The sequence below is a fragment of the Frankia sp. ACN1ag genome (genome assembly GCF_001414035.1).
Taxonomy (GTDB): Bacteria; Actinomycetota; Actinomycetes; order Frankiales; family Frankiaceae; genus Frankia; species Frankia torreyi.
Map to the genome: position 1 here is coordinate 1 of NZ_LJPA01000008.1, position 13,649 is coordinate 13,649.

Genomic DNA, 13,649 nt, shown 5'->3' on the forward strand with positions numbered 1-13,649 from the left:
GCACCTGCTGACCATCGACTACCCCCACGCCGAGCGGGTGGTGCTGGTCATGGACAACCTCAATACCCACGGCATCGCCTCGCTCTACGAGGCCTTCGACCCCGCCGTCGCGTTCGCTCTCGCCGGGCGCCTCGAGATCCACCACACCCCCAAACACGGCTCCTGGCTCAACATCGCCGAGATCGAACTGGCCGCACTGACCCGCCAATGCCTCGACCGCCGCATCGACGACCTCGACGTGCTCAACACCGAACTCGCCGCCTGGCAGACAGCCGTCAACGCCGACCAGCGCCAAGTCCACTGGCACTTCACCACCGCCGACGCCCGCACCAAACTCCGCCACCTATACCCCAAACATTAGTGGCGACGGTCTACTAGCCCAGCGGGAATCCCTGGCCGACCGGATCGCGAGGCCGGCCAGCCGAGTACGCCCCATCGGCGTGGGCGGTTGCGACCGGGTGCGGTCGGGCAGGCGTAGGGATCTGTGAGCGCTGGAGGTCGATGACGGTTCGCGCGGCGGCAACCACCAGCACCCTCAAGCAACTCGTTGCATTGATACTTGCCGACGGTCGGGCGAGTCCGCGCCGCGGACCGTCGGACGTGCTCGTCTGGGTCGTCAGCCGGACGGTGCCACCGTGGAATCCACCGGCGGCCGGGTTCCCTGGAAGCGGAAGCTGCCTGCCGCCATGGCGATGCCCGTCCGGTCGAAGCCGGCAGCGGCGAGTCGGGCCGGCAACCTGTCGGGGTCGACCGTGACCAAGGTGTCGCCGAGATGGATGAGGCGGAAGCTGTGGTACTTCCCGCTCCGCGGGATCATGGCCACCACGTGACGTGATAGCCGCGTCGTCCTGGGCGAATTTTCTGGCCCCACGATCGCTGGTGGCTCTGCGCGACGGTGACCACCACGGCCAGCATTCATCGGCGGAGTCTCGCCGATTGTTGCGTATCGCGGCGCCCGAACCGCTGCGGCCACGGCTGCACAGCCTTCGGCGCGGTAGAGGCGAACGGCTTCCGACAGCGAGGAAGGCACCCCCCGTTCACCCAACCGGGATCAGGCACGAGACCGCGCCCCCAACCCGCCGCAGCGATCGCCCGCCAAGGCCACCCACCCCAAACCAGATGGCCCCACCCACCCCAAAATCACCCCCCACCCCCACCCCAAAACCACGGGCAAGTTCGTGGGGGGTCTCGGGGGGGCTCGGCCCCCCCGGCAAAATAAAGAGACGCCCCGTTTCTCCCCCCAAAAGGGAGAAAACAAGACGCCCAAAGTCTCGTGGAGCTGAGGGGATTCGAACCCCTGACCCTCACACTGCCAGTGTGATGCGCTACCAGACTGCGCCACAGCCCCAACTGCTGTTCATTTATATCAGACCGAGCGAACCTCGGTGTGTTGCCCCCCTGGCACCGATACCGCCGCGCCTGGCGGGCTACTTCGGCAAGTGTACAGGCTCCGTGTCGGACTCTGTCGGGGCCCCCTGGCTCGGCAGGAGGCGCTCGGACAGACCCGATCCGGCGACGCCGATCTTACCGGTCAGCAGCGGACCCGCGTTGTGCTCGGCGAGCCGGTATCCGCCCTCGACCTGGCGGAGGACCGACCACCGGCAGTTCGCCAGCGGCCCGAAGTGCCACCACAGCTCCGGCGGCAGGCCGAGCACGTGGCCGATCAGCGAGCGCGCCGTGCCGCCGTGCAGCACGAACACGACGAGCCCGGCCGGCCCGGGCGGCAGCCCGTCGGCGCGGATCTCGTCGAAGACCTCCCCGGCGCGCCGGGCGACCTCCCGGTAGGTCTCGCCGCCCCCGCGGCGAACGTCGTCGCCGCGGCGCCAGGCCCGGTCCTCCTCGGGGAACCGGTCGGCCGCCTCGGCGCCGGTGAGTCCGGACCACAGCCCGAGATCGATCTCGCGCAGCCGCGCGTCGGAGCGGAACGGCAGGTCAAGCCCGGCCGCGGTGTCCCGGCAGCGTTGCAGATCGGACGAGACGACCAGGTCCGGGTGCATCGCCCGGATGATCGGGGCCACCGCGGCAACCTGGGCCTGTCCGGTGGCATCCAGGGGCGGGTCCGCGTGCCCCTGGAAGCGGCCGACATCGTTCCAGGTGGTCCGGCCATGCCGCCAGAGCAGCAGCCTCACAGGGCGTTCACCGAGCCGCCGCCGAGCGGGCCGGGCGCCGAGGAGGACCCGGGCACCGAGGAGGACCCGGGCGCCGAGGTTCCTGCACCGGCCCCGACCCCGACGGTCGCGTCGGTGAACGGAATCACCGGGCAGTCCTTCCACAGCCGTTCCAGGGCGTAGAAGACGCGCTCCTCGTCCCGCTGGACGTGCACGACGACGTCGACGAAGTCGAGCAGGACCCAGTGGCCCTCCCGCTCTCCCTCGCGCCGCAGGGGCTTGGCCCCGAGCCGGCGCAGCTGCTCCTCCACCTCGTCGACGATGCCCTTGACCTGCCGCTCGTTGCCTGCGGAGGCGATGACGAAGCAGTCGGTGATGGCCAGCCGCTCGCTCACGTCGAGGATGAGCAGGTCGTGGCCGAGCTTGTCGGCCGCCGCCTGCGCGGCGGCGAGGGCGAGTTCGACGGCTCGCGGGGAAGCGGTCACGCTGAGGGTCTCCAGGGTGGCGACGTCCACGGGACGGCCACCACCGGTCGCCCCGCGCGCCGCCCGTGGTCGGGCGGCTGAGTCCAGCGTGACACATCCCCGCCCGGGCAGTGCNCCCATCAGGCCGGCGACGGCCCGAAAACCGTGATATCGCCGCACCGGCCACGGTTCGGGACGGTCCGGCGCCGGGGCCGGGGCTGGGGCCGCCGAAGGTCGGTGGCTCCTACCGGCCAGGCCGGCGACGGGAAGCGGTCAGGCCGGCGGCTGGTAGAGGTGCCGCTTGGCGATGTAGCGCACCACGCCGTCCGGCGTGAGGTACCAGATCGGGGCGCCGCGTCCGACCCGCTGGCGAATGTCGGAGGACGAGATCGCCAGCGCCGGCACCTCCAGCAGACTCACCGAGTTCGCCGGCAGCGCGGCGTCCAGGGCGAGCTGGTAGCCGGGGCGGCTGACACCGACGAAGTGCGCCAGCTCGAACAGCTCGCGGTGGTCCCGCCAGGTGAAGATCTGGGCGAGCGCGTCGGCGCCGGTGATGAAGAACAGCTCGTCGTCCGGCCGGGCTCCGCGCAGGTCACGCAGGGTATCGATGGTGTAGGTCGCCCCGCCCCGGTCGATCTCGACCCGGCTGACGGTGAACTGCGGGTTCCCCGCGGTGGCGAGGAAGGTCATCAGGTAGCGGTCCTCCGGGTCCGAGACCACGCGGTGGACCTTCTGCCAGGGCTGCCCGCTCGGCACGAACACGACCTCGTCGAGGTCGAACAGGGCGGCCACCTCGCTCGCGGCGACGAGGTGGCCGTTGTGGACGGGATCGAAGGTCCCACCCATCACGCCGAGACGCACGACGGGACAGTAACGCTGCATGACCGGCACGCGCGCGCAGCGCCCGGCCGGACGGGAGATGTCCCACAAAGCCTCCCGTCAGCGGCCGCACATCCCCACACCGCACGCCGCCCGGCCGGATCCCACCGCGCCCCCACCCCCGCGCTCCCCGTCCCGCCGGGGGACGACCCGGCGGCCTCCGTCTCGGCGACCGCTGCCGGGGCCGCCGGGACGAACCCGCCCCGCGGGGGACGACCCGGCTAGGCTGATGGCAGGCCGCCGGCCACCCCCGTCCCACCGCGAGGAGGCGCCGCCCATGCCGATCAGCCCACGCGCGGGGCAGCCCGCCGCCCCCGAGGACCTCATCGACGTCAACGCCCTGCTTGCGGCGTATCAGGACGTCCATCCCGATCCCACGGATCCTGCTCAGCGGGTGTCGTTCGGGACTTCCGGGCACCGCGGATCGGCGCTGCGCGGCTCCTTCAACGCCGACCACATCCTCGCCACCACCCAGGCGATCTGCGACTTCCGCGCGGCGGCGGGCGTCGACGGCCCGCTGTTCCTCGGGATCGACACCCACGCCCTGTCCGCCCCGGCGCTGGCCAGCGCCCTGGAGGTGCTCGTCGCGAACGGCGTGGCGGTGCGCATCGCCCCGGACGGCGAGGCGACGCCGACCCCGGTGATCTCGCACGCCATCCTGGGGCACAACCGTGACCGCGGCGCCGCTGCGGCGGGCGCGCCATCCGTACGTGGGCTCGCCGACGGGATCGTGGTGACGCCGTCGCACAACCCGCCGGCCGACGGCGGCTTCAAGTACAACCCGACCCACGGTGGACCCGCCGACACCGCCGCCACCAAGGTCATCCAGGACCGTGCGAACGCCCTTCTCGAAGCCGGTCTCGCCGGCGTCGCCCGGGTGCCCTACGCGCAGGCGCGGGCGGCCGCGGTGGTGCACGACTACGTCGGCGCGTACGTCGCCGACCTGGGCGACGTCATCGACCTCGACGCGATCCGCGCCGCCGGCGTACGCATCGGCGTCGATCCGCTCGGCGGCGCGAGCCTGGTCTACTGGCAGGCAATCGCCGAGCGGTACAAGCTCGACCTGGAGGTGGTCAACACCACCGTCGACCCGACCTTCTCGTTCATGACGACGGACTGGGACGGCAAGATCCGGATGGATCCGTCGTCGCCCTACGCGATGGCCTCCCTGCTTCGCCTCGCCGGCTCCTTCGACGTGGCGGTGGCCAACGACGCCGACGCCGACCGGCACGGCATCGTCACCCCCGGCGCCGGGCTGCTGAACCCGAACCACTACCTGTCCGCGGCGATCGCCTACCTGTTCGGCCACCGCGCCGGCTGGCCCGCGGGCACGGCGATCGGCAAGACCCTGGTGAGCTCGAGCATGATCGATCGGGTCGGCGCGGGCATCGGCCGCGCCGTCGTCGAGGTACCGGTCGGCTTCAAGTGGTTCGTCGACGGCCTCACCGACGGCACCCTCGGCTTCGGCGGGGAGGAGAGCGCGGGCGCGTCGTTCCTGCGCCGCGGCGGCGGGGTGTGGACGACGGACAAGGACGGCCTCATCGCCTGCCTGCTCGCCGCGGAGATGACGGCGGTCACCGGCCGGGATCCCGGGACGCTGTACCGGGAGCTGACCGAACTGCACGGCGCGCCGGCGTACCGGCGGGTCGACGCGCCCGCCACGGCGGCGCAGAAGAAGATCCTGGCGGCCCTCACTCCGGCGAGCCTGGACGCGACCACGCTGGCCGGTTCCCCGGTGACCGCCGCGCTGTCGCATGCGCCCGGCAACGGCGCGGCGATCGGCGGGGTGAAGGTCGTCACCGGCGATGCCTGGTTCGCGGCCCGCCCGTCCGGCACCGAGGACGTCTACAAGATCTACGCGGAGAGCTTCCGCGGGCCGGAGCACCTCGACGAGGTGATCACACAGGCCCAGGTGATCGTGGACGCGGCCCTCGCCCGCGGCTGACCGACCGTCAGGAGGGCAGGAGGCGCTCGATGAAGACCTGGAGCTGGTCGATGTTGCGGCATTCAACCATCTCGTCGACCAGCTCGGCGTAGACGTCGGTCGCCGAATCGCCGGAACCCCAGTAGGTGCGCGGCTCCGGGTTGAGCCAGTAGGAGTGCCGGGCCTGCGCGCACAGCCGCCGGAACACCGCCGCCGACGTCGGCCGGTAGTTGTTGCGCGCGTCGCCGAGGATGAGCAGCGACGTCTTCGGCCCCACCGCCTCCGGGTACTTCTCGGCGAAGACCTCGATGGCGTGGCCGTAGTCGCTGTGCCCGTCGAACCAGACGAGGTCGGCCTCGCCGGAGATCCGCGCCATCATGTCGCCGAGGTCAAGGCCGCGCAGGTAGCGGGTCACCTCGTCGGTGGTGTCGATGAAGGCGAACGCGCGGACCTTGGAGAACTGCTCGCGCAGCGCGTGGGTCAGCATCAGGGTGAAGTGCGCGAACGACGCGACCGAACCGGAGACGTCGCACAGCACAACGAGCTCGGGCTTGTGCGGCTTGTGCGGACGGTGCTTGGTGTCCACCGGCACGCCGCCGGTGGCCAGCGACGCGCGGACGGTGCGCCGGAAGTCCAGCCGGCCGGTGCGGCCGAGGCGGCGCCGCGCGGTCAGCCGGGTCGCGAGACGCCGCGCGAGCGGGTGGACCTGCCGGCGCAGCTCGACGAGGTCGCGCTGGGAGGCGCGCAGGAACTCGACCTGGTCGCTGAGCGGCTTGACCGCGGTGCGCTCGACGGCCTCGATGCCGCGCTCCTCGGCCATCCGGCGCCGCACCTCCGCGCCCACCAGCTCCTCGAACTCGCGGATCCGGTCGGTGATCGTCTGGCGGGCGGCCCGTTCGGCAAGGCCGCCGCGCTCGGAATCGCCCAGCAGCGCCGAGAGCAGGTCGGCGATGAGCGTCTCCGCGGACATCGCGCGCAGTACCCGGTAGAGGAACCAGGAGCGGCCGGCGCTGCCCCGCGCCGAACCGAACGCGCTCACCGCCTGGCGGGCGAGCTGGCGCAGTGCCTCGTCGTCGCCGTCGCGCAGGGCGTCGAGCAGCTTGTCGCGCAGCGCCTGCCGCAGCGCCTCGAGCTCCTCCGGCGTCAGGTCGCCGGGATCCGGCTCCCCATCGCCGGCCGCGCCGTCGCCCGTGGCCGCCGGGTCGTCGACAAGGTCGTCCAGCGAGACGCCGTCGCCGATGCGAGGCGGGAAGTACAGGTCGAACAGCGTGTCGAAGGCGGGCCGGTACACCGGCCGCTTGCACAGGGTCGCGGCGAACGACGCCCGCACGGCGTCGCGGTCGGCCCAGCCCAGGGCCCCNACGGCGCGGGCTGCGTCCACCGTCTCGGCGCTGCTGACCGGGACGCCGGCCCGGCGCAGGGCGGCGGTGAACTCGACGGTGCGGTCCAGCAGGCTCATGCCGGCGCCCCCTTGTGGACGGGCGGCCGTGGCGATGGCCGCCGCGGTTGTGGTTCGGCGGTAGTCGGTGCGCGCAGGTCAGTTCGCGGTGAGCTTGAGATGGCCGATGGCGCGGGCCTGGTCGCTGGCGTGCTTGAGCACCACGCCGAGGGTGGAGGCGACGGCCGCCTCGTCGAAGGTGTCGAAGCCGAGCGCGAGGATCGTCTGCGCCCAGTCGATGGTCTCGGCGATGGACGGCGCCTTCTTCAGCTCCATCGCGCGCAGCGCGCGCACGATCCGGACCAGCGACTCGGCGAGCTTCTCCGGCAGGTCCGGAACCCGGGAGAGCACGATCTCCTTCTCCCGCTCGGCCGAGGGATAGTCCAGGTTCAGGTAGAGGCAGCGCCGCTTGAGCGCCTCGGACAGCTCCCGGGTCGCGTTCGAGGTGAGGATGACGAACGGGCGCTGGGTCGCGCTGATCGTCCCCAGCTCGGGAATCGTCACCTGGAAGTCCGACAGCACCTCCAGCAGCAGGCCCTCCACCTCGACGTCGGCCTTGTCGGTCTCGTCGATGAGCAGCACCGTCGGCTCCTCGCGACGGATCGCCGTCAGCAACGGCCGGGACAGCAGGAACTCCTCGCTGAAGATGTCGTCGTGGGCCTGCTGCCAGCCCTCCGTGCCGCCGTCGCCGGAACCGGCCTGGATGCGCAGGAGCTGCTTCTTGTAGTTCCACTCGTACAGCGCGCGGGCCTCGTCGAGGCCCTCGTAGCACTGCAGGCGGATCAGCTCGGCGCCGACGGAGGTGGCCAGGGCCTTGGCGAGCTCGGTCTTGCCGACTCCCGCCGGGCCCTCCACAAGCAGCGGCTTACGCAGCCGGTCGGCGAGGAAGACCGTGGTGGCGATCGCCTCGTCCGCGAGGTATCCGGTCCCGCGGAGGCGTTCCTGCACGTCCGCGACGTCGGCGAAAGCGTGTTCCTGAAGCGACATGGCCACCTTCCGTCCCCGTGTCAAGCATCGCCACGTCCATAGTGCCAGGATGAAGCCCCAGACGGGCGACTACGCCCCGCCCGCGGCTTTGGTCCGGCCCTGACGGGCGAACGCCGTGCGTGCGTACGGGGACCGCAGCACCCCCGGCCGCCGCCGGGATCGGTCAGCTCACGAGGTGACCGTCGCCGACGCCGACCCACGTCGTCGAGGTGAGCTCGGGCAGGCCCATCGGCCCCCGCGCGTGCAGCTTCTGGGTGGAGATGCCGATCTCGGCGCCCATGCCGAACCGCTCCCCGTCGGTGAACCGGGTCGAGGCGTTCACCATCACCGCCGCCGAGTCGCAGCTCGTGATGAAGCGCCGGGAGGCGCCGAGCGAGCGGGTGACGATCGCCTCGGTGTGCCCGCTGCCCCAGCGGCGGATGTGCGCCACCGCGTCGTCGAGCGAGTCCACGACGCGCACGGCCATGTCGAGCGACAGGTACTCGGCGGCCCAGTCGTCGTCGGTGGCGGGCACGGCGCGCGGGTCCACCGCGCACACGGCCTCGTCGCCGTGCACGGCGACGCCCGCGTCGTGCAGCGCGGCCAGGACCCGCGGCAGGAACCGATCCGCCACGGCGCGGTGCACCAGCAGCGTCTCCGCCGAGTTGCAGACCGAGACCCGGTGGGTCTTGGCGTTGACGGTGATCGCGAGCGCCTGGTCGAGATCGGCGTCGACGTCGACATAAACGTGGCAGTTGCCGACCCCGGTCTCGATGACCGGCACGGTCGACTCCTCCACCACCGCCCGGATGAGCCCGGCCCCGCCCCGGGGGATGAGCACGTCGACGAGCCCCCGCAGACGCATCAGGTGCTTGACGGAGTCGTGGTCGAGGCCGGGGACGAGCTGGACCGCGTCGGCCGGCAGGCCGCCCGCCGCGGCGACGTCGCGCAGGACCTCCACCAGAGCGATGTTGGACCGCACCGCGGAGGCGCTGCCGCGCAGCAGCACCGCGTTGCCGCTCTTGAGGCACAGCCCCGCGGCGTCCACGGTGACGTTCGGCCGCGCCTCGTAGATGATCCCCACGACGCCGAGCGGGACGCGGACCTGCCGCAGCTCCATGCCGTTGGGCAGCACCCGCCCGCGCACGACCTCGCCGACCGGGTCGTCCAGCGTGGCGACCTGACGCAGCCCGTCGGCCATGCCCGCCAGGCGGGCCTCGGTGAGGGTGAGCCGGTCGACCATGGCACCGGGCGTTCCCGCCGCCTGCGCCGCCGCGACATCCTCGGCGTTGGCGGCGAGAATCCCCGCGGACCGGGCGAGGAGCGCCTCGGCCATCGCGAGCAGCACCCGGTCCTTCTCGCCGCGGCTGACCGGGGCCAGCAGGGCCGCCGCCGCCTTCGCGCGCACTGCTACGTCTCGGACAGCCTCCGCAGAGGTGATCATTTCCGGATCCTCCGTAAGTGCGGGCGCCGCGGCGCAGCCCACTGTCCTGAGGCTACCGGCGCCGGGCGACACTCGCGGCCGCCCGCGCGGACCGGGTGACGATTCGGGCGTTCTGGCTGCCCGACGGCCCGACGCCACGACCACGCCGGACCCCCGTGCCAGTCGGCCACGGGCGCCTGCCTACCGTGCTCGCATGCTCGCCCTGCACACCTCCGACTGGCATCTCGGCCGCGGCCTGCACGGCCATGACCTGATGCCGGCCCAGGCCGCGTTCGTCGACCACCTCGTCGAGGTCGTCCGGGCGGAGTCCGTCGGCGTGGTCCTCGTCGGCGGCGACGTGCATGACCGCGCCATCCCGCCGGTGCGCGCGCTGGAACTGTTCGACGAGGCGCTGTCGCGGCTGCGCGACGCGGGCACCCGGGTCGTGGCCATCAGCGGCAACCACGACGCCGCGCGCCGTCTGGGAGACAAGTCCGGCCTGCTCGACCCGCGGATCCGGATCAGGACGGATCCGGCCGCGGTGGGCGTCCCCGTCGTCGTCGAGGACGCCGACGGCCCCGTGCGGATCTACGCGATCCCCTATCTGGAGCCGACGACCGCGAACGCCCTGCTGCCCGCCGCGGAGGCCGAGAGTCCTACCGGCGCAGCCGCCGCGGCAGAGTACTCGCAGGCGGCGACGATGCGCCGCGCGATGCGCGCCGTGCGGGCCGACCTCGGCGGCCACCCGGGCGCCCGCAGCGTCGTCCTCGCGCACGCCTGGGTCACCGGCGGCGCGGGCAGCGACAGCGAACGCGACATCTCCGTCGGCGGGGTCGGCAACGTGCCGTCGAGCCTGTTCGACGGCATCACGTACACCGCGCTCGGCCACCTGCACCGCCCGCAGGCGATCACGCCCGCCGTGCGCTACAGCGGCTCGCCGCTGGCCTTCTCCTTCTCGGAGGCCGCCGACCGCAAGACCTCCCTGCTGGTGGACATCGGCCGCGACGGGGTCCGGGCGGTCCGCGGCGTGGAGGTGCCCACCGAACGGCGGATGGCGGTGCTGCGCGGCACCCTGCACGAGCTGCTGACCGCCGCGACCTTCGCCGCCCACGAACGGGACTTCGTCTCGGCGGTGCTGACGGATCCGGTGCGGCCGGGCGACGCGATGGCGACGTTGCAACGACGCTTCCCCCACGCGCTGCGCCTCGCCCACGAACCACCGCCCGGCGCGGCCGACGAGCGCAGCTTCGGCGAACGGACCCGCGGCCGGACCGACCTGGAGATCGCCACGGCGTTCGTGGCGCACGTGCGCAACGACCCGTCGCCACGGGAACGGGCGCTGCTCACCGAGGCCCTCGACGCGGCCCGGATCGCCGAGGATGCGGCCTGATGCGGCCCCACCGGCTGCGCCTGGAGGCGTTCGGGGCCTTCCCGGGCCGCGTCGATGTCGATGTCGACCGGGTGAGCGGCGGCGGCCTGCTGCTGCTNTGCGGCGAGACCGGCGGCGGCAAGACGACCCTGCTCGACGCGATCGGCTTCGCGCTGTTCGGTGAGGTCCCCGGCATGCGTGGCAAGATCGCCGGTGGCCCGGACCTGCGGTCCCACCACGCCGACGCCTCGGTCCGACCGGAGGTGAGCCTGGAGTTCTCGGTCTCGGCCGGGCGCTACCGGATCACCCGCAGCCCGGCGTGGGACCGGCCCAAGCGTGGCGGCGGCACCACCCGGACCCATCCCACCGCCCGGCTGGACCGGCACACCGCCGACGGCTGGGACACCCTCGCCACCCGGCCGCAGGACGTCGGGCATGAGATCGGCCTGCTGCTGGGGATGACCCACGACCAGTTCTTCCAGGTCATCATGCTGCCGCAGGGACGGTTCGCCGACTTCCTCCAGGCCGGGCACGACGACCGGGAGAAGCTGCTCAAGACGCTGTTCCACGTCAGCCGCTTCGAGTTCACCGAGCAGTGGCTGCGCGACCGGGCCAAGACCGGCCGCGACGGGCTGGCGGTCGCCACGGCCGAGCTCGGTCGGGTGGCCGCGCGGATCGCCCAGGTCGCCGGGGTGACCGAGCCCGCGGACCCGACGGACGATCCCGGCTGGGCCACCGAGCTGGCCCGCGAGGCGGACGCGTCGGCGGCCGCGGCCAAGTCGGCGCACCAGGCCGCCGGCCAGGCCCGCACCGCCGCCGACGCCGCGCTCGCCGACGCCCGCGACCTCATCCGCCGCATCGAGCGGCGCCGCGCGCTCACGGCGCGCCGCGACGAGCTGGACGATCGCCGAGTCGCCGTCGATCAGCTCGCCGCCGACGCCGACGCCGCTCGGCGGGCCGCGGTCGTCACCCCCGCGCTGACCGAGCTGCGCCGGCGCACCGCGGCCGCCCAGCAGTCCCGCGTCGCGGCGGACGCGGCCTGGCAGCGTCTGGCCGCTCACCCCCCGGGCCTGCTGCGCGCCGACCCGGGGGGCGGGCCGGGCGGACCCCCAGGCGTCGAGGAGCTCGGCGGGCTCGTCCGGCTCGCCCACGTCGAGGTCGGCCGGCTCGAGGGACTGGCACGGACCCGGGCGGAGGCGGAGGACGACGACCGGACCGCGAGGGAGGCCGAGCGCGAGGCCGAGGAGCACCGGCGCGACGCCGAGGCGCTCGCCGGCCGGCTCGACGCGGAACTGCCGGCGGTCCGGGCGGCCGCCGAGTTCCGGGTGGCCACCGCACGCCGAGCCGGCGCCGCGCTGCCGGCTCTGACCGAACGGGCCCGGTGGACCCGCGAACTGGCCGATGCGGTCGCCGAGCAGCACCGCGCCCGCCGGGATGCCGACACCGCCCGCGACCGCGCCGCCGAGGCCCGGGCGCGCGCCGGGGACGTGCGCCGGCAGCGCTTCGACGCGATCACCGCGGAACTCGCCGCGGCGCTCGTCGACGACACGCCCTGTCCGGTCTGCGGCGCGTTCGAACACCCCGATCCGGCAGGGGTCCGCGCCGATCATGTGAGCAAGGACGAGGAGACCGCCGCCGAGCAGGAGGCGGACCGGCGCGCGGCCGGCGCGGCGACCGCACTGCGCGCCGCCGACCGGTGGGAGACGCAGGTCCGCACGCTGCATGCCGAGCTGGCCCGCGAGCCGTCCGATCCCTCGGACTCGCCCACCCCACCGGGCCCGAGCACGGACGGCTCGCCCGACCTCCCGCCCGCGCACGACTCGGCAGAGCCGGACGAGTCAGCGGCACCCGACGGGACAGCAGCACCCGACGGGACAGCGGCACCCGACGGGACAGCGGCACCCGACGGGACAGCGGCAGCACCGGACGGCGCCGCGGACGCGCTGGCGCAGGTGCGACGCTTCGATCTCGTCGAGCTGCTCGACGACCGGGCACCTGCGGCGGCGCGCCGGCTCGCCGAGCTCGCCGCCGGCGTGGACGACCTGGTGGCTGCCCGCGGTCGGGCCGCCGCGGACCTGGCTCCCGCCGAGGTAGCCCTGCTCGCCGCGTACGAGGAGGAGAAGGACGCCGCTGCCCGGCTGGCGGGCGCGCGGTCCAGCGAGCAGGCGGCCCGGCTGCGCGCTTCGCAGATGCGCCGGCTGGCCGCGACACGGCTCGCCGCGGTTCCCGCCGACCTGCGCGACGCTGAGGCCCTGACGGCCCGACTGGACGCGGTGACGGCGCTCGCCGCCGACCAGGAGGCCACGCACGAGGCGGAACTGGCGGCCGAGCGGGCCCGCGCGGAGCACGTGCGGGCCGGTCTCACCGCGCTCGACCTCGTTCGCCAGGCCGGCTTCACCGACCTGGACGATGCCGCCGCCGCCGTCCGCGACGGGGACTGGCAACGCATCGCCGAGCAGGAGGTCCAGGAGTACCGGGAGGAGACCGCCGCGGTCGCCGCGGCGCTGGCCGGCGACGATCTCGCCGTCGACCCCGACACCACCGTGCCCCTCGCCGAGCACGAGGCGACCGCCGAGGCGGCTCGGCAGGCACACGAGTCGGCCGTCGCATCGCTCGCGCGGGCGAGCGGGCGGGCCACCGAGCTCGCAGCCCTCCGCACCTCCTTCACCGCGGATCTCACCGCCCTGGGTCCCCTGCGCGCCGAGGCCGACGAGCTGCATCAGCTCGCCGAGCTCGCCGCGGGCCGCGGCGGCAACACCGAGGGAATGCCGCTGTCGAGCTTCGTGCTCGCGGCCCGGCTGGAGGAGGTGGCGGCCGCTGCGAGCCGGCGGTTCGCCGCGATGAGCGCCGGGCGCTTCACCCTCGTCCATGACACCGAGGAGCGGCGCGACCGGCGGCGCCGGGCGGGGTTGGGTCTGCTCGTCGAGGACGCGTGGACGGGCCGGCGACGCAACACCAGGACGCTGTCCGGCGGCGAGACCTTCCAGGCCGCGTTGTCGCTGGCCCTCGGGCTCGCCGACGTCGTGACAGCCGAGGCCGGCGGGCGGCGGATGGATGCGCTGTTCATCGACGAGGGGN

The 13,649-nt window shown here is 73.6% G+C and carries 11 protein-coding genes, 1 tRNA gene and 1 pseudogene; 5 read left to right on the forward strand and 8 right to left on the reverse strand.

The annotated features are described in order from the left end of the window. Positions 1–361, forward strand: a 361-nt coding sequence (locus tag UK82_RS08745) for a transposase (RefSeq protein WP_173667256.1), incomplete at its 5' end; no start/stop codon positions are given. A gap of 255 nt (positions 362–616) precedes the next feature. On the opposite strand, the gene UK82_RS08750 is transcribed toward UK82_RS08745, so the two are convergent. The 5 genes from UK82_RS08750 to nadD form a co-directional block, all read right to left on the reverse strand. Further along, on the reverse strand, positions 617–817 hold the full coding sequence (locus UK82_RS08750) for a hypothetical protein (protein ID WP_199865292.1): 201 nt from the start codon (positions 815–817) through the stop codon (positions 617–619). A gap of 457 nt (positions 818–1,274) precedes the next feature. Next, positions 1,275–1,348, reverse strand: a tRNA-Ala gene (locus UK82_RS08755). Positions 1,349–1,427: 79 nt separating this feature from the next. After that, positions 1,428–2,129 carry a histidine phosphatase family protein gene (locus UK82_RS08760; RefSeq protein WP_044882941.1) on the reverse strand — a complete coding sequence of 234 codons (702 nt, stop codon included), beginning with the start codon at positions 2,127–2,129 and terminating at the stop codon, positions 1,428–1,430. Continuing rightward, positions 2,126–2,707, reverse strand: a 582-nt coding sequence (gene rsfS / locus UK82_RS08765; protein ID WP_236705681.1) for a ribosome silencing factor, incomplete at its 5' end; no start/stop codon positions are given. The genes rsfS and UK82_RS08760, both read right to left, overlap by 4 nt. A 138-nt stretch (positions 2,708–2,845) precedes the next feature. Then, a complete protein-coding gene (gene nadD / locus UK82_RS08770) occupies positions 2,846–3,418 on the reverse strand; it encodes a nicotinate-nucleotide adenylyltransferase (protein WP_173667258.1) in 573 nt (190 codons plus the stop codon). A gap of 310 nt (positions 3,419–3,728) precedes the next feature. Between nadD and pgm the strand changes: the two genes are divergently transcribed. Beyond that, positions 3,729–5,396 carry a phosphoglucomutase (alpha-D-glucose-1,6-bisphosphate-dependent) gene (gene pgm, locus UK82_RS08775; RefSeq protein WP_044882940.1) on the forward strand — a complete coding sequence of 556 codons (1,668 nt, stop codon included), beginning with the start codon at positions 3,729–3,731 and terminating at the stop codon, positions 5,394–5,396. Between the two features lie 7 nt (positions 5,397–5,403). Here pgm and UK82_RS08780 read toward each other — a convergent pair. The 3 genes from UK82_RS08780 to UK82_RS08790 form a co-directional block, all read right to left on the reverse strand. Continuing rightward, a partial coding sequence (locus UK82_RS08780) for a VWA domain-containing protein (RefSeq protein WP_236705682.1) occupies positions 5,404–6,735 on the reverse strand: 1,332 nt, incomplete at its 5' end. Positions 6,736–6,912: 177 nt separating this feature from the next. Then, entirely contained in the window at positions 6,913–7,800 is an 888-nt protein-coding gene (locus UK82_RS08785; RefSeq protein ID WP_044882938.1) for a MoxR family ATPase, read from the reverse strand. A gap of 163 nt (positions 7,801–7,963) precedes the next feature. Further along, on the reverse strand, positions 7,964–9,223 hold the full coding sequence (locus tag UK82_RS08790; protein WP_055406856.1) for a glutamate-5-semialdehyde dehydrogenase: 1,260 nt from the start codon (positions 9,221–9,223) through the stop codon (positions 7,964–7,966). A 193-nt stretch (positions 9,224–9,416) separates the two neighbouring features. Here UK82_RS08790 and UK82_RS08795 point away from each other — a divergent pair, with 193 nt between their 5' ends. From UK82_RS08795 to UK82_RS08800, 3 genes and pseudogenes are all read left to right on the forward strand, one after another. Then, entirely contained in the window at positions 9,417–10,592 is a 1,176-nt protein-coding gene (locus tag UK82_RS08795; protein WP_055406857.1) for an exonuclease SbcCD subunit D C-terminal domain-containing protein, read from the forward strand. Continuing rightward, positions 10,592–10,689, forward strand: a 98-nt coding sequence (locus tag UK82_RS36655; protein ID WP_236705720.1) for a hypothetical protein, incomplete at its 3' end; no start/stop codon positions are given. The genes UK82_RS08795 and UK82_RS36655, both read left to right, overlap by 1 nt. Position 10,690: 1 nt before the next feature. Continuing rightward, positions 10,691–13,648, forward strand: a pseudogene (locus UK82_RS08800) (AAA family ATPase); the annotation flags it as partial. Position 13,649 lies beyond the last annotated feature (1 nt).

What these genes read in the sequence shown, in the direction of transcription:
- nadD (WP_173667258.1), bottom strand. Translation starts at nt 3,418, where the DNA reads ATGGGTGGGACCTTCGATCCCGTCCACAACGGCCACCTCGTCGCCGCG.
- UK82_RS08785 (WP_044882938.1), bottom strand. Translation starts at nt 7,800, where the DNA reads ATGTCGCTTCAGGAACACGCTTTCGCCGACGTCGCGGACGTGCAGGAA.
- UK82_RS08790 (WP_055406856.1), bottom strand. Translation starts at nt 9,223, where the DNA reads ATGATCACCTCTGCGGAGGCTGTCCGAGACGTAGCAGTGCGCGCGAAG.
- UK82_RS08750 (WP_199865292.1), bottom strand. Translation starts at nt 817, where the DNA reads ATGATCCCGCGGAGCGGGAAGTACCACAGCTTCCGCCTCATCCATCTC.
- pgm (WP_044882940.1), top strand. Translation starts at nt 3,729, where the DNA reads ATGCCGATCAGCCCACGCGCGGGGCAGCCCGCCGCCCCCGAGGACCTC.
- UK82_RS08795 (WP_055406857.1), top strand. Translation starts at nt 9,417, where the DNA reads ATGCTCGCCCTGCACACCTCCGACTGGCATCTCGGCCGCGGCCTGCAC.